This window comes from Gemmatimonadaceae bacterium, from assembly GCA_036504815.1.
Lineage (GTDB): Bacteria > Gemmatimonadota > Gemmatimonadetes > Gemmatimonadales > Gemmatimonadaceae > PNKL01.
This window is the reverse complement of sequence record DASXUN010000019.1, coordinates 81,739-104,103: the sequence shown is the minus strand read 5'-3', so window position 1 is coordinate 104,103 and position 22,365 is coordinate 81,739. Positions and strand designations below refer to the sequence as shown.

The 22,365-nt window shown below is 65.3% G+C and carries 22 protein-coding genes and 1 tRNA gene; 20 read left to right on the top strand and 3 right to left on the bottom strand.

Annotated features, from left to right (window positions below; all coding sequences use genetic code 11):
- The first annotated feature begins 42 nt into the window (after window positions 1–42).
- From VGJ96_09100 to VGJ96_09085, 4 genes are all read left to right on the top strand, one after another.
- A tRNA-Thr gene (locus tag VGJ96_09100) sits at window positions 43–110 on the top strand.
- A 302-nt stretch (window positions 111–412) separates the two neighbouring features.
- On the top strand, window positions 413–754 hold the full coding sequence (locus VGJ96_09095; GenBank protein HEY3287262.1) for a hypothetical protein: 342 nt from the start codon (window positions 413–415) through the stop codon (window positions 752–754).
- 106 nt (window positions 755–860) lie between these two features.
- Window positions 861–1,340 (top strand): hypothetical protein, encoded by a 480-nt coding sequence (locus tag VGJ96_09090; protein ID HEY3287261.1) that lies wholly within the window; start codon window positions 861–863, stop codon window positions 1,338–1,340.
- A 12-nt stretch (window positions 1,341–1,352) separates the two neighbouring features.
- Window positions 1,353–2,210, top strand: a complete 858-nt coding sequence (locus tag VGJ96_09085) for a hypothetical protein (protein ID HEY3287260.1) — start codon at window positions 1,353–1,355, stop codon at window positions 2,208–2,210.
- 193 nt (window positions 2,211–2,403) lie between these two features.
- Here VGJ96_09085 and VGJ96_09080 read toward each other — a convergent pair whose 3' ends face one another.
- A complete protein-coding gene (locus VGJ96_09080; protein HEY3287259.1) occupies window positions 2,404–2,685 on the bottom strand; it encodes a hypothetical protein in 282 nt (93 codons plus the stop codon).
- Between the two features lie 155 nt (window positions 2,686–2,840).
- Here VGJ96_09080 and VGJ96_09075 point away from each other — a divergent pair, with 155 nt between their 5' ends.
- The 16 genes from VGJ96_09075 (at window position 2,841) to VGJ96_09000 (ending at window position 19,571) form a co-directional block, all read left to right on the top strand.
- Window positions 2,841–4,202 (top strand): TolC family protein, encoded by a 1,362-nt coding sequence (locus VGJ96_09075; protein HEY3287258.1) that lies wholly within the window; start codon window positions 2,841–2,843, stop codon window positions 4,200–4,202.
- Between the two features lie 116 nt (window positions 4,203–4,318).
- Window positions 4,319–5,695: an efflux RND transporter periplasmic adaptor subunit gene (locus tag VGJ96_09070; protein ID HEY3287257.1), complete on the top strand. Its 1,377-nt coding sequence runs from the start codon at window positions 4,319–4,321 to the stop codon at window positions 5,693–5,695.
- 11 nt (window positions 5,696–5,706) lie between these two features.
- The gene (locus VGJ96_09065; GenBank protein HEY3287256.1) at window positions 5,707–9,009 is read left to right on the top strand and encodes a CusA/CzcA family heavy metal efflux RND transporter; all 3,303 of its coding nucleotides are present in this window, start codon (window positions 5,707–5,709) and stop codon (window positions 9,007–9,009) included.
- Between the two features lie 132 nt (window positions 9,010–9,141).
- Entirely contained in the window at window positions 9,142–9,594 is a 453-nt protein-coding gene (locus tag VGJ96_09060) for a DUF411 domain-containing protein (protein HEY3287255.1), read from the top strand.
- Between the two features lie 157 nt (window positions 9,595–9,751).
- A complete protein-coding gene (locus tag VGJ96_09055; protein HEY3287254.1) occupies window positions 9,752–10,177 on the top strand; it encodes a DUF411 domain-containing protein in 426 nt (141 codons plus the stop codon).
- 58 nt (window positions 10,178–10,235) lie between these two features.
- A complete protein-coding gene (locus VGJ96_09050) occupies window positions 10,236–10,823 on the top strand; it encodes a redoxin domain-containing protein (GenBank protein HEY3287253.1) in 588 nt (195 codons plus the stop codon).
- Window positions 10,823–11,815, top strand: coding sequence for an HD-GYP domain-containing protein (locus VGJ96_09045; protein ID HEY3287252.1), 993 nt, complete (start codon window positions 10,823–10,825; stop codon window positions 11,813–11,815). The genes VGJ96_09050 and VGJ96_09045 overlap by 1 nt, the downstream gene beginning before the upstream one ends.
- A 50-nt stretch (window positions 11,816–11,865) precedes the next feature.
- Window positions 11,866–12,513 carry a hypothetical protein gene (locus tag VGJ96_09040; GenBank protein HEY3287251.1) on the top strand — a complete coding sequence of 216 codons (648 nt, stop codon included), beginning with the start codon at window positions 11,866–11,868 and terminating at the stop codon, window positions 12,511–12,513.
- Window positions 12,510–13,070: a hypothetical protein gene (locus VGJ96_09035; protein ID HEY3287250.1), complete on the top strand. Its 561-nt coding sequence runs from the start codon at window positions 12,510–12,512 to the stop codon at window positions 13,068–13,070. Before VGJ96_09040 ends, VGJ96_09035 begins: the two co-directional genes overlap by 4 nt.
- Window positions 13,071–13,338: 268 nt before the next feature.
- Window positions 13,339–13,779, top strand: coding sequence for a DUF411 domain-containing protein (locus VGJ96_09030; protein ID HEY3287249.1), 441 nt, complete (start codon window positions 13,339–13,341; stop codon window positions 13,777–13,779).
- A gap of 26 nt (window positions 13,780–13,805) precedes the next feature.
- Entirely contained in the window at window positions 13,806–14,345 is a 540-nt protein-coding gene (locus tag VGJ96_09025; GenBank protein ID HEY3287248.1) for a PCYCGC motif-containing (lipo)protein, read from the top strand.
- Between the two features lie 80 nt (window positions 14,346–14,425).
- Window positions 14,426–14,887, top strand: coding sequence for a cupredoxin domain-containing protein (locus VGJ96_09020; protein ID HEY3287247.1), 462 nt, complete (start codon window positions 14,426–14,428; stop codon window positions 14,885–14,887).
- Window positions 14,884–16,365 carry a 4Fe-4S binding protein gene (locus VGJ96_09015; GenBank protein ID HEY3287246.1) on the top strand — a complete coding sequence of 494 codons (1,482 nt, stop codon included), beginning with the start codon at window positions 14,884–14,886 and terminating at the stop codon, window positions 16,363–16,365. Before VGJ96_09020 ends, VGJ96_09015 begins: the two co-directional genes overlap by 4 nt.
- The gene (locus VGJ96_09010) at window positions 16,362–17,435 is read left to right on the top strand and encodes a c-type cytochrome (GenBank protein HEY3287245.1); all 1,074 of its coding nucleotides are present in this window, start codon (window positions 16,362–16,364) and stop codon (window positions 17,433–17,435) included. The genes VGJ96_09015 and VGJ96_09010 overlap by 4 nt, the downstream gene beginning before the upstream one ends.
- 39 nt (window positions 17,436–17,474) lie before the next feature.
- Window positions 17,475–17,966: a hypothetical protein gene (locus VGJ96_09005; GenBank protein HEY3287244.1), complete on the top strand. Its 492-nt coding sequence runs from the start codon at window positions 17,475–17,477 to the stop codon at window positions 17,964–17,966.
- 48 nt (window positions 17,967–18,014) lie between these two features.
- Window positions 18,015–19,571: a hypothetical protein gene (locus tag VGJ96_09000; GenBank protein ID HEY3287243.1), complete on the top strand. Its 1,557-nt coding sequence runs from the start codon at window positions 18,015–18,017 to the stop codon at window positions 19,569–19,571.
- A gap of 46 nt (window positions 19,572–19,617) precedes the next feature.
- Here the strand turns inward: VGJ96_09000 and VGJ96_08995 are convergent, their stop codons facing one another.
- The gene (locus VGJ96_08995) at window positions 19,618–21,768 is read right to left on the bottom strand and encodes a copper-translocating P-type ATPase (GenBank protein HEY3287242.1); all 2,151 of its coding nucleotides are present in this window, start codon (window positions 21,766–21,768) and stop codon (window positions 19,618–19,620) included.
- 95 nt (window positions 21,769–21,863) lie between these two features.
- Complete coding sequence (locus tag VGJ96_08990) at window positions 21,864–22,193, bottom strand: four-helix bundle copper-binding protein (protein ID HEY3287241.1); 330 nt, start codon at window positions 22,191–22,193, stop codon at window positions 21,864–21,866.
- Between the last annotated feature and the right edge of the window lie 172 nt (window positions 22,194–22,365).

The window sequence follows — 22,365 nt, the reverse complement described above, 5'->3', positions numbered from 1 at the left end:
TCTGAAGGACAACGATGCCAAGAACTTTGGTAGATTCGTCGAGCCGTCTTCAGAGGGGGAAAATACGATTCGTAATCGAGCGGTCGTCGGTTCAATCCCGACCTGTGGCTCTTGGTAAGTTGTTAGTCTGGCTTCACTTCGCCGCTCCCGGTTGGGGCGGCGTTAGTGTTTCCGGGCAGGTTCGAGTTCGTGTGCCACCCATGACCTTCCACTCGAAAACTGTCGGCCCACTCGCGCGACTCGCCGGACTGTCGATCCCGACCTCTTACAGCAATGCGACGCGGAGAAGGAAAGGCTCCGCTGCGCGATCGCCTTCTCCGGTCACGACATTGGGGGCGCTGCTCTCGGCAACACACCGGCGGAGGCGGAAAATCGCGCCGTCCTGACGGCCTGGCTGAGCCAGAAGTGCAACATGACCGGGCACCCGGTCTCGATCTACGAGCGCGAGGATATCGTGGCCCCCGCGTTCCGCGAGACGTCGGGCCTCGCGCCAATGAGGACAGAGGAGGCTGTGGCGCTGGCCGACGGTGGCGGCATCTTCACGAAGTTGCTGATGCCGGCCGAGTCGCAGCAGCAGAAGCCGGCGAAGAAGAGGTCGCCGCACCGCGGCGGTAACGCCGCAGCCGTCGGAGCGATTCCGGGGCTTGTCCATACCGCGGCTGGCAGGGCGATCAGCCTCGCTTCCACAGCAACTTCCGGACTGAAAGACGCGTACGTCCTTCAGGTTTTATCCTACATAAAATCAGGCAAGTGACGGCTTGGATGTCAGCGAGGTCGCGGCGAGCTTCCCCTGTAGCATCGGAGATCGTTCGACGAGCGACACCCGGATTCACCCTCGAATGAAAGGTCGGATTCCCATGATGAGAAACTCGATGGCTGGCTGCGTGGCCGGCGCGGTGCTCGCGCTCTCCCTGCTCGCGTCGCACGCCGAGGCGCAGGGTCAGATGGGGGCTATGGCAGGGCACCAGGGCATGAGCCAGCAAGGCATGTCGACGGCGATGATGGCCCAGATGCAGACCATGATGCAGCGCACCGATCTGATGGTGCAGCGGACCCAACAGATGTCGCAGTTCGCGCAGACCATGCCGATGAGCGCTCCCGGTGTGCACGTGATGCACATGATGACGGAGAACTTGTCGGCGATGTCTGGGCAGATGAAGGGACTGACGACGCAGATGCACGACCTGATGATGAACGACAAGCTGATGGCGAGCGGAACGATGCACAGTGAAATGGGTACGATGCAGAAGTCGCTCACGGAGATGCTGGGTAACATGGATCGCATGCTGAAATCGATGGAGAAGATGCAGCAGGGCGTGCCAACGCCGCCCAAGCCGTAGCCCACGGCGCTCGTGACACGCCCGTTGCTCGTACTCGTGTTCGCTGGCGGCATCGCGACGACGGGGTCCGCCCAGGACTCCTTCGCCGTGTTTGGCGGCTCCCAGTTCACCGCCGGTCGTTATGGTGGCGACCGCGCGGTGAGCACGGCGAACTTTGCAGTGGGTGCGATGGCGACCGTCGGGCGTTGGCGTTGGTGGGCAACGGTGCCGTACATCTTCCAGGATGCGGCGACAGTTCGCACGGTTGGTGCGGGCATGCTACCGGTGGGCGGCGCGGCGCACACCGAGCAGAGTGGCTCTGCGAGCGGATCGGCTTATAACGGCATGATGGGCCGCCTCGGGATGGCTGGGATGAACAACGGCGGATCCGGCATGACGGGCCACGCCGGCCACGGCGATCCGCTACTGCGCGCGGACGTGGCAGTGTTGGGATCGACAGCGGCCTCGCAGAGTCTTTCCCTTTATTCCGCCGTCAAGGTTCCCTTCGCCAGCGCCAAAGACGGCTTTGGCACCGGTCGCTGGGACGAAGCCGTCGGAGCGACAGTCGCTCGGCACTTCACGACCTTCTCGGTGCTCGCCGATGTCGGGTACTGGCACGTCGGACGGCGGTCGGGCGATCCGTACCGTGACGTCACGAGCGGTACAGTTACCGTGGCTCGTCCGCTCGGGTCTGCTGGGCAGACTCTGTACGGTTCAGTGATCGCGGCGACGCCCTTCGTCGACGGTTCGGAGGGTCCAGTGCAGGTCGCGGCTGGCTGGAGCTATCGATTTGCGAATCGCCAGTCGATTACTGCCATGGCGGGCGTGGGTCTGACGCCGACGGCCCCGGCCGCGTCTCTCTCCGCCACGTGGCAGTGGGGGCTCCGTTGACCCCGCACTGGCTGGTCTCGGGTTGGCGCTCCGTCGCCGCTGCCGTCCTGGCCATCACGGCGTCGGCGCTGTCGCTCGACGCCCAGTCATGCGAGCACGCTGCCGGCTCGGCCCAGCGTGTCCCCACGGCTCCCCGCGCGTCGGTGGGCACGGCGGTCCGTCACGCGACCCCCGACGCGGCGTCCATGCGTCATCACGCGATGGCCGACGTGCACCACGCCTCCGCACCCGCGCCGATGCAGGCGCCGGCAATCAATGCAGGATCGACGACGGTCGGTGGCGTCGATTGCTGCACGGCCCCCGATGGCACGTCACCCTCCTGCCCGTCCTGTCCGACAGGTATGGGTTGCACGACGTCGGCTCCCCCGGCTGTCGTCGCGCCTGTCGTGAGCGCCCTAATGCCGCGCGCATTCACCTCATTGGCCCCGCGCGGGAACGGCGCGCCGCCAGCGGCGTGGGCGCGCGCGCTTGACACACCACCTCCGAGAGCCTGAGTCTCGTAGATCGACGCTCGACGTCGATCCCTGACCGTGCGGTCTGCCCGTCGGCGAGTCGTTCGCCGCGTGGCTCCCTCTCCGTCTCTCGAGGTTGCTCGTGTTCCCACAGACTTGGCCCGTGCCGCGTGTCGGCATGGAGCGCTCCTTCACAGGTTCGTACGCCGCGCGATACGGTCGTACGCGATTCCGTTGGCTCCGTCCGTGGCTCGCCGCGCTCGCCGGGGTCGCCGCGCGCGCCATTCCATTAGTTGCACAGGTGCCGTCGTCGCCGCCTCGCGGCCTCACGCTCGGCGCGCTGTTCGCAACCGCGGATCGCCTCAATCCACGAATCACCGCAGCGAATGCGCTGGTGTCGGCTGCTGCGGCGCGCGTACCGGGCACCCGACGGCCCCCCGATCCGCAGGTGCAGCTCGGCTTCATGAACCGCGCGCTGCCAGGCCTCGGTCCCATGGATCCGCTCGGCATGACACAACTGCAGGTCATGCAGATGGTACCGACGGCGGGAAAGCTCGGATTGGCGGGTGCGGCGGCCGAGGCGCGAGTCGGCGGAACGCGCGCGCGCGCGCTGGATCTCCGGTGGGAGGTGCGCAGCCAGGTCGCAGCCGCCTTCTATGAGGTGTATCGCACCGAACGCAGCATCGAGATCGCCCTCGGTACGCGCCGATTGATGGAAGACGTGGCCTCGACGTCGGAGGCGATGTATCGCGTGGGTGAGACAGCGCAGGCTGATGTCCTGAAGGCGCGAGTAGAAGTCAGTCGCATGACCGAGGACATCACGGCCATGCGGGCCATGCGGGCCGTCAATCTTGCGCGGCTCGGTGGGTTGCTCAACCAGCCGGTCGATTCCACGGCGACGGCCGTGTTGCCGGCGTATCCGGATCGCCTGCCCTCGCTCGATAGCCTGATCGGGCAAGCCGCGACGGTGCGCCCGATGGTGCAAGCCGGCGAGGCCGACCTGCGCGCGGCAGAGGCGGATGCTCGGCTGGCCACCCGCGAAATCTGGCCGGACCTGCAGGTCGGCGTGCAGTACGGACAGCGCGGTGGCATGAGCGGCGTCGAACGGATGGGCAGCCTGATGCTGGGGGCCAGCGTGCCGATTTTCGCGAAGAGCCGACAGTACCGTATGCGCGACGAGACCGGCGCGATGCGGGCGATGGCCGCCGCCGACTTGGCCGCCATGAAGGCGGAAACGCGCGCGAAAGTCGGCGAGGCATACGCGGAATGGACCCGCGCACGGAACCTCCGGTCTCTGTATCTGGCATCGGTGCTGCCGCAGGCCCGAGCTGCCGTCACCGCCTCGTTGGCGGCGTACCGCGTGGGCCGCGTGAACCTCATGACCTTGCTGGATAACCAGGCCACCGTCAATCGCTACGAGCAGGAACTGGCGTCGCTGGACGCCGCCGAAGGCATGGCCCTGGCCGACCTGGAGATGTTGCTTGGCCGCGAACTCTTTGACCCCAATGCCGGCCGTGCGACGCCGGGAGGAAACCGATAATGCGCGACGAACCACAGGACACTTCGAAGACCACCGCCACGGGGTCAGAGTTCGACAAGCGAACTCGCGGGCTCGGCGGACGGTTTGGCACTCTGGCGTTCGGGGTTGTCGTTATCGTGGGCGCGGTGCTCGTCGCGCGCTATGCGGCGCGCGGTCCATCGCCCGAAGCAGCCGCCGCTGGGCACAACCACGGCGCCGCGGCGGCGGCGGACGCGGCGCAGCCGGTGATGCTGACGGCGGAACAGGCGCAGCGAATCGGCGTCACGTACGCAACCGTGGAGCACAGCGCGCTGAATCCCGAGGTGCGCACCGTCGCCCAAGTCACCGTCGACGAAACACGGGTCCGCAGCGTGACGCTCAAGTTCGATGGCTGGGTCGACCGGTTGTACGTGGACTACACGGGACGTGATGTCCAGGCAGGGGAGCCGCTGGTGGCCGTGTACGCCCCGATGCTATTGAGTGCAGAGGAAGAACTCGTGATCTCTGCGAAGTTGGCGCGCGACGTCGCCGGCAAGGACGCCGTGACGGTGGCCAACGCGCAGTCGCTCCTGCATGCGGCGCGCCAACGGTTGCTCAACTGGGATGTGCCCGCGGCCGAGGTGGAGCGCGTGGAACGCACGGGCGAGGCGCAGAAGTCCCTGATGATCCGCGCGCCCTACGGCGGGGTGGTGGTGGACAAGCTGGTCGTGCAAGGCCAGCGGATGATGGCGGGCGACGCACTCTTCCGGCTCGCCGATCTCTCCGTCGTGTGGGTCGAAGGCGAGGTGTTCGAGAAGGACCTGCCGTTGGTGCACGTCGGCGAATGGGTCGACGTGGAGTTGCAGGCGCTACCAGGCCAGGTGCGCCGGGGACGCATCGTTTTCGTACAACCCACGGTGAGCAGCGAAACGCGCACGGTCCGCGTGCGCGTGGAGTTGGAGAACGCCACTGCCGCACTGAAGCCTGGCATGTACGCCACCATCCTTATTCGCACGATGGGCGGCGTGTCCGTGCTGCACGTGCCGCGGTCTGCCGTTCTTTCGACCGGTCGCCGCGATCTCGTTTTCGTGCAGCGCGCCGATGGCATGCTCGAGCCGCGGGACATCGTACGTGGCTTGGCCACCGACGACCGCGTAGAGGTGAAGTCCGGCCTGCGGATGGGCGAGAAGGTTGTGGCGTCGGCCACCTTCCTGGTCGACGCGGAGTCGAACCTCGGCTCGATGCTCGGCGGGATGGCGGGCATGCCGGGCATGGACATGTCGGCGCCGGCCGGCGCGGGCGCGAAGCCAGAAGAACCGAAAGCGGACCATTCGAAAGACAACATGAAGGGCATGGATATGCCGATGCAGAAGGTCCCCGCGTCGGCGAAACCGGTGCCGAAAGTACCAGCGATGGCACATGACATGCCCGGGATGGAGATGCCGGCTGCGCCAAGGAAGAACGTGAAACCGCCGAAGGCAGGAAAGCCGGATACCATGCCGCCCATGGCTGGCATGAAGCACCCCAACGACTGAGGAACCCGTCCATGCTCAAGCAAGTCATTGCGTGGTCGGCGAGCAACAAGTTCCTCGTCGTGTTGTTCACCGTGGCCGCCATGTTGGCGGGCGTCATCGCGGTCCGCCGTACGCCCCTGGAAGCGTTGCCCGACCTCAGCGACGTGCAGGTCATCGTTCAAGCCGAATACAACGAGCAGGCACCGCGCATCGTCGAGGACCAGGTCACGTATCCAATTGCGGCGGAAATGCTCAAGGTACCCGGAGCGCGGACGGTGCGCGGCTACTCGTACTTCGGCATCTCCTTCGTCTACATCATCTTCGACGATGGTACCGACCTGTACTGGGCGCGCAGCCGGGTGCTCGAGTACCTGAACGGACTGAAGGGGCGATTGCCGGCGAGTGTGTCGCCGACACTCGGCCCGGATGCCACGGGCCTCGGCTGGGTCTACCAGTACGCACTCGAGGACACGACGGGCAAGATGAGCCTCGCCGACCTGCGCTCACTGCAGGACTGGTACCTACGGTATCAGCTCACGTCGGTGCCCGGCGTGTCGGAGGTCGCGACGATCGGCGGGTTCGAGAAGCAGTATCAGATCGACATTGATCCGGCAAAGCTGCTTGCGTATCGCATTCCCGTCACGCGCGTGATGCAGGCCATCCAGAACGCCAATGCGGACGTCGGCGCGATGGTGGTCGAGTTGTCGGAGCGTGAGTACATGGTGCGTGGGCTTGGCTATCTGAAGTCGATCAACGACATCGAGAATGTCGTGGTCGGAGCGACCGCCGCCGGCACGCCGATTCGCGTGGCCGAACTCGGACGCGTGAACGTGGGTCCTGCAGTGCGACGCGGTGTGGCCGAGCTTGACGGCCGCGGCGATGCGGTCGGTGCGATCGTCATTATGCGGTTCGGCCAGAACGCGCTGACTACGATCGAGCGGGTGAAGGAACGACTGCAGCAGATCGCCCCCGGGCTGCCGCCGGGCGTTGTCATCCGGCCGGTGTACGACCGCAGTGACCTGATCCAGCGCGCCATCGAGACATTGCGCGGCAAGCTGCTCGAGGAAAGCCTCGTGGTGGCGCTCGTCTGTATCATCTTCCTGTTGCACGCCCGCTCGGCGCTCGTCGCGATTCTCACGCTGCCGATCGGGATTCTCATGGCGTTTGTCGCGATGCGCGGGGTGCGCGTGGGCGCGGACATCATGTCGCTCGGCGGCATCGCCATCGCCATCGGTGCGATGATTGATGCGGCGATCGTGATGATCGAGAACCTGCATAAGCATCTGGAGCGCGCGATTACCGAGAAGGAACGCGCTGCCGGCGTCGACGTCGCGGAGTCGCGCTGGCTCGATACGAACATCCTGTCAACCCGGGAGCGGTGGCGCGTCGTCATCGAGGCCGCGCAGGAAGTGGGACCTGCCCTCTTCTTCTCGCTGCTCATCATCACGGTCTCGTTCCTGCCGGTCTTCGCGCTCGAAGGCCAGGAAGGGCGACTCTTCCATCCGCTGGCGTTCACGAAGACGTTCGCCATGGCCGCGTCGAGCCTTCTCTCGGTCACGCTGGTGCCGGTGACGATGGGACTCTTCGTTCGCGGACGGATCTTCCGCGAGTCGGCCAACCCCGTGAACCGCGTGCTCATCCGCTGGTATCGGCCGATGATCACCTTCGTGCTGAAGCACCGGTGGCCGGTCATCGCCACGTCGGTCGCCGTGGTGATCCTGACGTGGGTCCCGTGGACGCGCATCGGCAGTGAGTTCATGCCGCCGCTCGGTGAGGGCACGATCCTCTACATGCCGACGACGCTGCCGGGCGTCAGTGTCGCGCGTGCCCGCGAGATTCTGCGGATTCAGGACAAGATCCTGAAACAGTTCCCCGAGGTCGATCACGTGTGGGGCAAGGGCGGCCGTGCGAACACCGCCACCGATCCCGCCGGACTCGACATGTTCGAAACCACCATCACGCTGAAGCCGCAGGACGAGTGGCGACCCGGCATGACCTACGACGGTCTCGTGGCGGCGATGGACTCGGCCGTCCGGTTGCCTGGCGTGACGAATGCGTGGACGATGCCGATCAAGGGGCGCATTGACATGCTCGCCACCGGCATCCGAACGCCCGTGGGCATCAAGGTGTTCGGACCGGATCTCGCCGAGTTGGAGCGCATCGGCCGAGAAGTCGAGCGCGCCGTGCAGATGGTGCCCGGCACACGTAGTGCGTTCGCTGAACGTGCCGTCAGCGGTTACTACCTCGATATCGATATCGATCGACAGGCGGCAGCGCGCCACGGCCTCAATGTGGGCGACGTGCAAGCGGTCATCGCCACGGCCATCGGTGGCATGACCATCACGCAGACGGTCGAGGGCCGGCAGCGTTTCGGGGTGCGCATTCGCTACCCGCAGGAACTGCGTGACACGCCGGAGCGCCTGGCGTCGGTGCTGGTGCCGGTCTCTCATGCCGCATCCGGCGCCAGTTCGGCCAGTGGCATGGGCGGCATGGGCGGGGGCGGCTCTGCGCTGAGCGGGAATGACGCACAGGTCCCGCTGGGCCAGATCGCCACCATTCGCTCGGTGGCGGGCCCGATGGTCGTGCGCACCGAAGGCGCGATGCCCACCGCGTGGGTGTACGTCGACGTCGCGGGCCGCGACATCGGCGGCTACGTCGCCGACGCGCAGCGCGAGGTGGCGGCGCGCGTCAAGATGCCACCGGGCTACTCCATCGTGTGGAGCGGACAGTACGAGTACATGCAGCGGGCCAAGGAGACGATGAAGCTCGTCATCCCGGCCACGCTGGCACTCATCTTCCTGCTGCTCTACTTCAACTTCAAGAGCGTGGGCGAGACGCTGATCGTGATGCTCTCGCTGCCGTTTGCGCTGGTCGGGGGCATCTGGTTCCTGTGGGCCCTCAGCTTCAACTGGTCGGTCGCGGTCGCGATCGGGTTCATTGCATTGGCGGGCGTGGCGGCCGAAACCGGGGTGGTGATGCTGATCTACCTCGATCATGCCTGGGCCTCCCGCTCGGCCAACGGCAAATCGCCGACCATGCATGACCTGTACGACGCCGTGATGGAAGGCGCCGTAGAACGCGTGCGGCCGAAGATGATGACGGTCACGGCGATCATGGCGGGCCTGCTTCCCATCCTGTGGGGCAACGGCGCGGGCGCCAGCGTGATGCGGCGCATCGCCGCGCCGATGATTGGCGGCATGATCTCGAGCACGGTGCTGACGCTGCTCGTGATTCCCGCGATCTACTCGCTGTGGAAGGAACGTTCGCGTGCCACACAGCCAGTGCTTGCGGCGGCGGACGGCCCGACGCATGCCGCGCCATCACCCAACACCTAACCTCTGGCGGACGACAGTCGGCCGGGAGCTCTCATGACAGACGTTACGCAGGAAACGCACCACTCAGCCGTCACCGAAATCTCGGATCGAGACGCGCGCGTTCCGCGTGCACCCCTCACGCGTCGGGACTGGGTGCGCCTGGCGTCCGGTGGCTCCGCCGTCCTCGCGGGACTCGCGGCGTTGGGCGTCGCCGGCTGCAAGGCCGCCGGGGCGCAAACGGTGCACGTCACGCTGTACGCCACGGAAGAGTGCGGATGCTGCCATCAATGGGCCGAGCGCATGACGTCGGCAGGATTCGACCTCAAGAAGCACGTGATGCCCGATGTTACGCCGAAGAAAGACGCCCTGCTCGTGCCTGTCGATCTACGCTCCTGCCACACGGCCGAGGCGGGTGGCTATGTCTTTGAAGGGCACGTCCCGCCTGAGTTGATCAGGAAGTTCCTGGCAGAGCGCCCAGCCGACCGCGGCTTGGCGGTACCTGGGATGCCAGGAGGATCCCCGGGCATGGAGGACAGCCCGAAGCAGGCGTACGATGTGCTGGCCTTTAAGTCAAACGGTAGCACGCGCGTCTACGCGAACGCGTGATGATCACGCGGCGTGTGTGGAGGAATGCCTCATGACGAGGAAACGGGACGGCGATGCGTGGCCGCGGACTGCTCGTCGGCCGACGAACATCTTACGCGACCCGCATCGCGGACTCTCACGCCGCGAATGGGTGGGAATGGTAGGCGGCGGCGTCGTGTTGCTCAGCTCGGTCCTTCTGCTTGGTCGCGTGGGTCGGGGGCTTCGTCCGGGCCTCGTGCCGGTCCTGATGTATGCCTCCGACACGTGCGAGTGCTGCCGGCTGTGGGTCGCCCACCTGGAAGCGCACGGCTACCGCGTGCACATCAAGTACACCACGAATCTCTCGCGCCGAAAGGAGGAACTCGGCGTGCCGGCCAGCCTGCGGGCGTGCCACACGGCCGTGGTGCGCGACGTGGTGGTGGAGGGGCACGTGCCAGTTGATGCGCTGACGCGCTTTCTCGCTGAGCGTTCAGGGGAGCGCGGGCTCGCGGTGGCGGACATGCCCGGTGGCTCACCCGGCATGGAGATCGTGCGGAAGGAACCATACGATATCGTCGCGTTCCGTTCGGATGGCAGCACGCGCGTTTACGCGCACGTCGCATGACACGCGCGCACAACGCCCGACGCACGCCCGGCGGTTCGCCGGCTACCGGACACGGCGCATGAATCGCCGTCGCGCGGTGCTCGCCGCCCTGTCCGCGATTCCGGTGCTCGCGCTGTTCGCGTGGGGCATGGGTCGCGACCCCGGGGAGATTCCGTCACCGTTGCCCGGGCGTCCGGCGCCGACCTTTGCCCTGTCGGTGTTCACGAACGGGCTGGGCGGGATTCCGCAGGACAGTGTACGGCTGCAGGACTGGTTGGGCGATCCGGTCGTGCTCAATGTGTGGGCCTCGTGGTGCCTTGCCTGTCGAGACGAACATCCTGCGTTGCTGGCGGTCGGGCGGCGGTACGCGGCGAGCGACGTGCATTTCGTCGGACTGCTCTACAATGACACGCCCGAGGCCGGGCGCGCCTGGCTGCAGGAGATGGGTGGGCAGGCCTATCCGTCCGTGCTCGATCCTGGTGCTCGTACCGCCATCGCGTACGGCGTGTATGGCGTCCCCGAGACCTATTTCATCGGACGAGACGGTCGCGTGGCGCACAAACATACGGGGCCCGTCACAGAGCGCGTGCTGGAAGAGTGGATTGCGCGGCTCCGCTCAGACAGTGAGGTCCCGGTGACCCACGCGACCTCGGCGAGGGTTCGATAATGTCCCTGCGATTCAATCCGCCGCCTTCGCGCGGAACGCGCCTGGCGGCTCTCGCAATACTCGTAGCGAGCATTGCGACGCTGCACTTCGCCATTCCGACGACGACGCATGGCTGGCACGAACTGCACATCGTGCTGCGGAAAGCCTACTTCATCCCGCCCCTGCTCGCCGCGGTCTGGTTCGGCCTCGGCGGTGCCGCGTGGACGACGGTCGCCGTGAGTGTGCTCTTCACCGGCCACGCATTCCTGAACTGGCCGGGCAACTACATGGAACAGGCAAATCAAGTCGGGGAGCTGGCAACCTTCTGGGTCGTCGGCCTGCTCGCCGGCTACTGGTTCGATCGGCAGCGCAGCCTCCTCGAGGGGCTGGCGACGGCGCACGAAGAAACGGTCAACGGCCTCGTGTCGGCCCTCGATCTGCGCGAACACCACACGGGCATGCACTCGCAGCGCGTGCGGGCATACACCCTCCTCCTCGCGGATCAACTTGGCGTGAGTGAACAATCACGGCGCGACATTGCCTATGGCGCGCTGCTGCACGACGTTGGCAAGATCGCCGTGCCGGACCACATCCTGCTCAAGCCGGGTCGCCTTACCGACGACGAATGGATGGAGGTCTTTAAGCATCCGGAAGAAGGTTATCGGATCATGCGGCGCGTGCCGTTTCTCCGGAATGCCGCGGATATCGTCCGCACCCATCATGAGCGGATTGACGGCAGCGGGTATCCACGCGGCCTCACGGGTGGGCAGATCCCGCTGGGCGCGCGGTTGTTCGCGGTCGCCGATGTATATGACGCGTTGACGTCAGACCGTCCGTATCACGCGGCAATCACCTACGAGCAGGCGGCGGCGGAAATCTGGGCCGGTCTTGGATCGCACTTCGCTCCGACCGCCGTCGCCGCGTTCTTCGCCGTGCCGCGTGAGAAGCTGGAGGCAGTCGCGAGCCGGTGGAAAGACGTCGAGGTCGCATCTCATGCAACGGCGAAGCTATAACCGTCACCACCACACCCTGACGCCGTTGGCTGATGCCGACGGGAGAGTCTATGAAAGCGAAGCTGATGGCTGTGCTACTGATTCCGCTCCTGGCCAGCGGATGCATGATAGCCGGGATGGCTGTGATGGGTGGTGGCGGTCACATGACGGGCGGCGGCGCACTCCACCGCGGAATTGCCGATTCTGCTCGCCAGCCGACCGTCATCAAAGAGGTGATGTCCGGCTCACTGCGCGTGACGGCCGAGTTCCCGTTCTTTACCTCGGGGGATTCGTTGCGTTACGTCGCCACAATTCAAGACCGCGACGGACGAGCACGCACGGAGAACGCCATTGTCTTCCTCGAGGTGTCGTCTGCGGCGGCGAACGTCGTCGCGACACCGGCACCGACGCATGCGGGACATCCGTCGACGATTGTGCATGCCCCGTCGGACGTAGGCGAACGAACGAGGGTCACTCCTGTCGAACGTGCGGGAGGACGGTATGTCTTTCGGCCCACCATCCCCACGGAAGGCGCCTATGATCTGGCCGTCGTTGTGGAGCAGGTGGGAGACAGCATCCTTGATCCGCCGGTGGTGGTGGATCACACCACAGCGATTGCGCGCGGCCGGAGCCATGCCCGGTGGAAGAGTGACGTGACGCCTCTTGTGTTCCTCGGCGCCGCGTTCATGGCCGTCATGATGGTGGTCGCGATCCGATGAGCCCCACGACGGTTGGTCTCATCCGTGCGGCGAGCGGTTCGCGGCTCATCTGGGTCGCCGCGCTTGGCGGGGTTGTCGTCGGCGTCGTCGTCATACACCCGCTCAGCATGGTGATGTACTGGTTCGAGTTTCATCCGGAGTTCACCATGGACTCCACTGTGTGGGCGTTTATGGCGTTCCGGCTGCGGGCGGGCTTCTCCCCAACCATGTGGCCGATGACCGGGATCTTCGCGGCGATTGGGGCGGGGCTCGGTCTGTCGACGGGCTGGACGATGCGCACCCTGGTCCGCCGACAATGGCAGATCGCCAAACAGCGCCGGGAACTTCGGGCGCTCAGGCAATTGTTGCCGATTTGTTCCTGGTGCAAAAAGGTGCGCGACGACCAGGGCTACTGGGAGCAGGTGGAGGGTTACCTCGCCAAACGTGGCGTCGCGCAGTTCAGGCACGGGATCTGTCCAGCCTGCGAGGGGAGGGTGCTTGCGGACGATGCCTTACGCGAGGCAATGCGTGAGGCGATGGGTGAGGTGATGCGTGACAAGAACAAGAAGTGGAGCTGATGGTGGGGAAAGGAGCAGCCGAACGCTCGACACACGGCGGAACCGCCCTCACTACCTGAGGCAACCACTCTTCACTGCTGGAACCGAAGTTCCGACCTATATCGCGTCGTGAGGTCCGTTCATGCACGGCCGCTTGGCGCTGGAGGCTCAGATGACGAAACGTGCGAGAAGGCGAGATGTCCCGGCAGCCGCGGCACCTGTCGGCATGAAGGACACAGCGCCACGAATCAGCCGGCGACAGTGGCTGGGAATCGCGGCAGGTGGGGCCGTGCTCACGCTAGGCGCCTCCCGCTGGTGGCTGGGACGCGTGCCCTGGGCCTCCGATCCCAACGCCACCAGGATCGTCGTCTACGCGTCTCCGACCTGCGACTGCTGCCGCGCGTGGATGCGGCACCTGAAGAGCAGCGGATTCGCGGTGACGAAGCAACTGATGAACGACGTGACGTCGAAGAAGCAGCAGCTCGGCGTCCCGGAGGACCTCTGGTCCTGTCACACGGCCCTCGTGGAAGGCTACGCCGTCGAGGGGCATGTCCCGGCGGACCTGATTCAGCAGATGCTGAGCGAACGGCGTGCCATTGCCGGACTCGCGGCGCCAGGCATGCCGAACGGGTCGCCAGGAATGGAGGGGCCGACTCGAGACCGATATGAGGTGATTGCATTCACGCGAACGGGCGCCACCGAAGTGTACGCCGTGCGAGGGCTGGTCTAATGTGTCAATGTCATCAACTACCCGACGTGCGCGATCAGAAGCGCACACCGCAGTATGCGTCCTTGTCCACTCTTCAGCCGCGCGTAAAGCGGGGTACGGCAGAACTCCAGCGCGAGGAATCTGGCTTGTCGAAGTGGAGACGATGTAAACGCCTGATCCTCGGCGCGCTGAGCACCATCCTAATCGGTTGCAGCGGCTCGTCCTCGACGACGACCAACCACGCGCCCAAGATGGCATCCATGACGATGATGCCAGACGCGGTGCACAGGGCGGCTGCGGTGACCCAGGAGGCGTATCAGTTCGCTGTCGCGAATCCGGAGACTCTGCAGGGGATCCCCTGCTACTGCGGCTGCGGCGGCATGGGTCACACATCGAACTACTCGTGCTACGTCCAGCGTGTCAGCAGCCCTGGCACGCCGGTCTTCGACACGCACGCGATAGGTTGCTCGATCTGCGTGGACATCACGCTGGACGCGATGCGGCTATCGAAGCAAGGGAAGAGCCTGCCGGAGATCAAGGCATACGTACACGACACGTATGCACGCTTCGGTCCCTCGAACATGTAGCGCCATGCCGCACGGGAGCGTAACAGGGAGTCCGCTTACGGCCCCCCTGCGTTACACGGTGCGTGGCAGGCGGTGAGACCATGAAACGAAGTCGCGTCATCACAACCGCATTGGTTCTCGCGCTCGGCGCAGGCGTCATCGCCTTCGCTCCGCTACCGGGCGCGTCGGCTAAGCCCGCGAACCGCCATTTTCGTGTCGAGGCCAGCGCCTTCAAGTACACGCCGGCCACGATACGAGTGAACGCCGGAGACCACGTCACCATCGACCTCGTGTCCACTGATGTCGTCCATGGCCTGTACGTCGATGGCTATGACGTCAGCGTCACCGCCGATCCCGGGCGTACCGCCTCACTCTCTTTTGTGGCGAATCGCACCGGTATGTTCCGTCTGCGCTGTTCGGTCACGTGCGGTGCGATGCACCCGTTCATGATTGGCAAGCTGCACGTCGGCAGGAACGACTTGCTCTGGCGTGCGCTGGTGCTCACCCTGTTTGCCGGACTGGCGGGGATATTGCTGGCGCGGGTGCGAGAAGTGCGGCAATGACCGAGCGCGGCGTCGTCGGATCTAAGCGGGCCGTCGGGACTGCCTCGGGGGGCGTGGGCTCATCCGGCCGGCGGCGGGCTGACCTGCCGCAGTTGCCAGCACCTCTTGGTACGGAGAGCCGTTGGGATCTTCTGCGCTGGCCCGTATTGAACGCGGTGCTGCGCAGTCGCTGGCCGCAATTGCTCGTGCGAGTTGCCGCGCTCGCCGGGTTTCTCATCGCCGTGCTCACCGGATTACTGGGCACCCCGGTGGGCAATCACAACTTGGGCATCGTGCTGGTCTGGATCGCGTGGTGGACGATCATGATGCTCGTCGCGTTGCCGTTCTTCGGGCGGGGCTGGTGCAGCATCTGCCCGATTCCGATGCCCGGTGAATGGCTGCAGCACGGGGCGCTCCTCACCCCGCGGCGGAACGGGGCTGGGCTGAAAAGGGCATGGCCGGCGCGCTTCAAGAACATCTGGCTGCAGAATGGCGCCTTTTCCGCCGTTGCGGTCTGCAGCGCCGTCGTGCTGACTCAACCGCGCATCACAGCGGTCGTTCTGCTGGCCTTCCTCTTCGTCGCCATCGGCACCAGCCTGGTGTACGAACGCCGCGCCTTCTGCCGGTATCTCTGCCCGGTCGGCGGGTTCATCGGCTTGTACGCGCAACTCGCTCCCGTGGCGATTCGCGTCAAGAACAAGGCCACCTGCGCCGCGCACACCGAGAAGAGCTGTTATCGCGGCAGCGCAGACGGCGCCGGGTGCCCGTGGATGCTGTACCCGGGGGCACTCGCGAAGAACACCTACTGCGGCATGTGCATGGAGTGCGTGCGCACCTGCCCGCACGACAACATCGCCCTGACGCTCAGGCCGTTCGGCGCGGATCTCCGCTCACCGGCAGGGCGTCGGCTGGATGAGGCGTTCAAGGGCTTCATCATGCTGGGCGCAGCCATGGTCTACTCGGCGGTCATGCTGGGGCCGTGGGGAGACCTGAAGATGGCCGCCTACGACATCGGATCGGCGCGGTGGTTGGCATACGCATTCGCGGTGCTCGTGTTCATCAACGGCGTGCTGCCCGGGCTGTTTCTGGGCGCCGTCAGCGCTGGTCGCGCGCTCGCTGGGTCAACACAAACCGTCAAACGGTCGTTCATTGCGTTCTCGTACGCGCTGGTGCCCCTGGGCCTGATGGCCTGGATCGCGTTCAGTCTTTCGTTTGTATTCGCCAGCATCTCGTACCTCTGGCCGACGATGAGCGATCCGTTCGGCGTTGGCTGGAACCTCTTCGGGACGGCGCACGCAACCTGGCAGCCGTATCTGACGCGCAGTGTCCCGACGATGCAGGCCCTCGTGCTGGTTGTCGGTTTCACCTCGTCCGCCGTGACCGCGCACCGTATAGGTGCCGAGGAGCACGAGCAACGGGCGGCGCTGCTGCAGGCCGCACCTGTCATCGTTTACTGCTTTCTCATCACCGCGAGTTTGATGGGGCTGTTGATCGCATGAGAGCCGAATCGGGGGCGCGTCTGCTTGTCGTCTTCGGTGCGGTCGCACTGGCCGTACTGACCGTGGTTGCTGTACGGGTGCCAGCCCGTGCGGTCGAGCTGCGCGGACGCCTGCCGGATGACGGCGGGTGGTCGCCGGGCGCTATCAGCGCGCGGGTGGGTGAACCGCTCACACTGCGCATGACCTCGGACGATGTGGTGCATGGCTTTGCGATCGGTCAGAGCGCTCGACCGGCGGTGGACCTTCTGCCCGGCAAATGGATGACGACGACGGTGGTCTTCGATAAGCCGGGCAAGTACACGTATTACTGCACGCGCTGGTGCGGGCCGAATCACTGGCGGATGCGCGGCACGATTGAAGTCACGGGTTCAGGCGCGCGCGTGCTGGCGGACTCGGTGCCGCTGTTTCTGCGCCTCAAGCTCGATCTCGATCAGGCCCATCCGAGTGACCTCCTGCCAGCGGAGACGCCGACGGCGGCGCGTGCTGGTGGTTTGCCCACCCCTGTGGCTCTAGACGGTGGAGATCTGCGGACGCAGAGTCCGGCACAGGTATGGCGCGCGCTGCGGAAGCACCCTGGGAATGCCCGCCTGACTGATCAGCAGCTTTGGGATGAAGTCGCGGCTGTCTGGCGAGCGGCGACGTCCCGAGAGCGTCTGGCCGAGGGCCGCCAACTCTACCGGGATAATTGCGCAGCGTGCCACGGAGAGACGGGACGCGGCGATGGCGTGATGGCGAAGGCGCTGGTGGCCGGCCCCGCGGCTGACCCCTCGGGCATCGAGCACAGCGGCATGCCCGGAATGTCGGGGCACGGAACCGTGGCTCCAACCGACTTCACCAACAAGCGAAACATGCTGGGGGCGAGCGCCGCGTTCCTGCAGGGCAAGCTCATCCGCGGCGGCATGGGCACCGGGATGCCGTATTGGGGGCCGATCTTCACGGAGTCGCAGTTATGGGCGCTGGTCGACCACCTGTGGACTTTTCAGTTCGACTACGAATCAGGTGCGGGCTCCTCTGGCGCATCTCGGACGACACACGACAGCGCATCGAAGCCGGCGATGAGACCCCACTGACCGCAACCTCTCACGTTCTCGCTCCAAGGAGCAGACAACATGAATACGGATCCGTCGCTTGATGTGGCACCGACGACAAAGCGCCCGAGGCGAATCTCGATACTACTGAGCGTCGTGCTCGCCGCCGTCGCGATTGGCGGCGTGGCGTTTGGCGTCACCCGGACCCCGCTGTCCATGGTGGGCGCGCGACCGCACGACGGCGCGCCGCAACTGGTGGTCGATAGGGAAGTAGTCGACTTCGGCGCGGTTCCTTATCGCAAGATGATTGAAGCGAAGTTCGAAATCATGAACGGTGGCCAGGAGGTGCTCGAGTTCTCCGAAGCGCCGTACATCGAGGTCGTGAAGGGGTGCTGCCCCCCGTCGCCGGTGCTCGGCAAGAAGTCCCTCAAGCCGGGAGAACGGACGACCCTGTTGGTCGCGTTCATGATGTACCAAGGCATGGGCGGCCCCCACGACTTCCGCGTGCATCTACAAACGAACGATCCGAGCATGCCCGACAAGACGGTCCAAGTGTTGTCCGACTGGAGGTAGTGCCGTGGAGGCGAATCGGCGAGCGAACGCTGAATCGGCGGACGAACGATGAGCGCACGTGCAGCCCCGCCGGCTAGAGGGTTGGGCCTCGGCTGGCGGCTCGGCCTCCTCACCACCCTCGTCGTCACCGGCGTGATGGCCGTTCTCACCGGCGCGCAGCTCGCAGTGGAGTTGCGCAGCGAGTTGCGCGAGCGACGGGCGCAACTGCGCGAGTCGCTCGCGCCTCTCGTCACGGACCTGCGGCGCGCTTACACGCGCGACGACGTGCGGATGGCCCTCGAACGGTTCCACGCGTCCTACGTGGACGAAGGGCATACCTACCACGACTTGGCAATCGCTCACTCCTCCGGCCGAGTCGTCATTGACACACGCAGCGAAGGTCGACACGGCCCGCAAGCGTTGCTGACGGCAGGCATGCCGCTGGTCTCACCGGCTTTCGGACGTCAGCCCGTCATTCTTAGCATCACGGAGGACAGCTTCGATTATTCCGTTGTGCGTATGCGGCGGTGGCGGGATTGGGCGTTGCACGTGAGCCTCACCGCGCTGTTGATCATGGCATTGCTGAATATCGTGATTCGCCGAGAGGTCACGAGGCCGATCGACCGCCTCCTCAGTGGCGTCCGCAAGATGGAGCTGGGGTACTGGGACGACCTGCCGGACCCGGGTGGCGCCTGGGAGGTTCGTTGGCTCGGGTGGCGTTTCCGCACGCTCGGCCAGGAGCTGAGTCGTACGGTCGAGCATCTTGTTGCAGCACAACGACGCGCGTATGCCGTGGATCGCGACGCGGTCACGGAGCCTGACGCAAGCGGCGTTGGGCTGCCCGCGGATTCCGTTTCAGTGGTCTACCATGAGCCCGACACGGCGATCCGTCGCCTCGAGGCGCAACTCGAACGCCTCCGCGGCGCCGACCCGGGCGAGCCAGCGACCAGATCATTGGCGCAAGTCACGTGGGACCATCACACGACTCAGGCGGAGAGACTCGGCCAGCCGGAGTTGTGCATCAGTCTCGGAAATGCCGCCCTGCGCGTGCTCGATCCGGACGGGTACCTCAACGTCTCAGGACGGATCGAGGCGGAACGTCCCAGACTCGAAGCCCTGGCTCGAACAAGCGGAGCACAGATTCACGGCGCCTTGGCTGCCCGGGACGTGTCCGTCGTCGAAATCCGCCACCGGGTCAAGCACCCCGCGGGCATATGGAAGAAGATGCACCACAAGCATCTGGAATTCGAGCAAGTCCACGACCTTGTCGCCCTCCGCATCGTCGTGCCCACCGAGACGGACTGCTACTACGCGCTCGGCGTGGTTCACGACCTCCATGTACCGGTCGTCGGACGCTTCAAGGACTACATCGTCCAGCCCAAGCCCAACGGCTATCGGGGCCTGCACACGAGCGTGCGTGCTGCTGATGGGTCGGTCTTCGAGGTGCAGATACGCTCAATCGCGATGAACGCGCACGCCGAACAGGGCTCAGCCGCACACGCCGACTACAAGGACGCAACGTGGATACCCGTGAGTTCGGGGCGCGATTCCCCGTGGAAACGACTGTTGGCGCTGTTCGGCGCCAGCCCGGATGGCCGCACGCGAAAGAGAGGCGGCCTCCGCTGAGTTGTTTGCGCGTCGGGGCGGTCATCCCAGGCAACGGGTCCCGTCGCTACTTGGCGGTTTCGAGCTCCATCGGCCCGCCAGATGCCCCGGGTGACGCTGTCGTGCCGGGCTGTCGGATTCCCGTCAGCCTCGTGCGTTTCAGCATCAGCGCGTTGAGTGCCACCACGAGCGTGCTGCCGGACATCGACAGCGCTGCAACCTCGGGGCTCAGCACGAACGGGTAGAAGAGGCCCGCGGCCAACGGGAACGCGAGGGTGTTGTAGCCCACCGCCCACCACAGGTTCTGATGCATCTTTCGCAACGTGGCACGCGAGAGCTCGATCGCGGCGACGATGTCATACGAGTCACTCTTCATCAGCACGACATCCGCGCTCTCCATCGCCACATCGGTCCCCGCTCCGATGGCAAAGCCGACATCGGCCTGCGTCAGTGCCGGCGCATCGTTGACACCGTCGCCCACCATTCCGACTTTCTTCCCCGCAGCCTGCAGTTCCTTCACCTTCTCGGCTTTCTGCCCTGGCAGCACCTCCGCCAACACGTTGTCGATGCCGAGGTCCGCGGCGATGCGTTTGGCTGTCACCGCATTGTCACCGGTGAGCATGACCACTTCGACGCCACGCTCGCGCAGTCTTGCGACGGCGGCTCTTGAGGTTGGCCTGATGGCATCGGCGATGGCGATGAGGCCGATCACCACCCCGGCCTGCGACACATGGACCACTGTGCGGCCGTCTCCCTGCAGGCGGATGACTTCAGCCTCCAATGGGCCGAGCGTGAGCTTCTGTGTATCCATCAGCAGCCGGTTGCCGAGGAAGACGGTTCCGTTCGCCGTCTCGGCGCGTGCCCCCATGCCGTCCAGGCTTTCGAACCTTGTCGGTGCCACGACGGTGAGGTGCTCCGCCCGTCGCACGATGGCCTGCGCCAGCGGATGGTCGGATCCCTGCTCGACGGCCGCGGCGGCAGTCAACACCACATCTTCGGTGACTCCAGCCGCCGGCACGATCTCAACCACCTCTGGCTGGCCGACGGTGAGCGTACCGGTCTTGTCAAAGACGATCACGTCGAGTTTCGTGGAGTCTTCGAGCGCCGAGGCGTTCTTGAACAGGATGCCGTTCGTGGCGCCGAGTCCCGTTCCTACCATGACCGCCATGGGGGTGGCCAGCCCAAGCGCATCCGGGCAAGCAATCACGAAGACCGTGATGGTCAGCGTCACCGCGAACAGCAAGGGCTGTCCGTTCACCCAGAACCAGACCGCGAAGGTCGCCACACCGATGACGATCGCGGCAATCACCAGCCATTGCGCGGCCCTGTCCGCCAGGAGTTGCGCCGGTGCCTTGGAGTTCTGCGCCTCCTGCACCAGCTTGACGATTTGGGCCAGCGCGGTATCGGCGCCGACCTTCGTCGCCTTGTATTGAAAGCTGCCGCTCTTGTTGATGGTCGCGCCGATCACCGTCGCGCCAGGCCCCTTCTGCACCGGCATGGACTCGCCCGTGAGCATGGACTCGTCGACCAGTGATTCGCCGGTCAACACCGTGCCATCCACCGGAATCTTGTTTCCCGGCCGGATCACGACCGTCTCGCCCGCCAGTACCTCGGCCGACGGCACTTCAAGCTCTACGCCATTCCGGATGACGGAGGCCTTGGCCGGCGCGAGGTCCATCAATGCCGTGATGGCGGACGATGCGCCCGCGCGGGCGCGCATTTCGAGCCAGTGCCCAAGCAGTATGAAAACGAGCAAAACGGCTACGGCTTCGAAGAACTGCCCGCCTGCCGTGAAGAAGAACGTTGCGCCGACGCTGAAGAAATACCCCGTGCCGACGCTCAACACGACGAGGGCGGCCATGCCCAGCGTGCCCTTCCTGGCCGCGCGCCAGGCAGCGACGAAGAACGGCCAGCTCGGATAGACGATTGCGGCGCTGGCGAGGAAGAACAGCCACGGGTTGAGTTGGAGCCCAAAGGGAGGCGCCGGTGGCGTGAAGAAGCCTCCCATCGGTGCGTAGAGGAAGATCGGCACAGTGAAGACCAGACAAATCCAGAACCGGTTGCGCATGTCGCGCACCATGGCCGGTAGATCGTGGCCGGCATGACCCATTTCATGCGCCATATCCGCCGAGATGGTGGGCAGTGCGCCTGGTGCGGCATGTCCTGCCGCGTGATGGTCAATCCGTGGGACTGCCTTGTCGTGTACGCTTTGCGCCATCAGTAGGTCTCATCCCGTTCGTCGTGTGGCGATGGCGCCGCTGACGGTGAGGTCAGCGGGGCCACCGCCGAAAAGCGCCAGCGACGATGCCTCACTCAGCCGGCCATCTTGCGGCACGCCTCGGCACAGCGACGGCATGACTCGGCGCAGCTCTTGCAGTGCGACATGTCGTGGGCGCCACATTCCTTGGCACACCAGTCGCAGATGTCCGCGCACAGCTTGCAGAGCTGATTGGCGAACGGACTGTGGCGAGCGATCGCGTCGCAGCAGAGTCGGCAGATCGCGGCGCACTCGATACAGCACGCGGGACAGGCATTGCCGCTGGCCTTGCCCGTCATATGCGCGAAGCAGTGGCCACATTCGGTCGCGCAGTCATTACACGCGGCGATGCAGTCCTTGGCGGCCTGATCCAGATGTTCACTCATGGGGATCTCCCTCAGGTGTGGTCGGGCGAGTATGGCGCGCCCGTAACGCCTCCTGCGCCCCGCCAGAAGCGGATTACTTCTTCTGCACCATCTTCACGATGGCAACGATCAGGAAGATGGCCAGCAAGACTCCGATGACCGTCCAGAGGCCGTTGCCAGACATGACACCGTT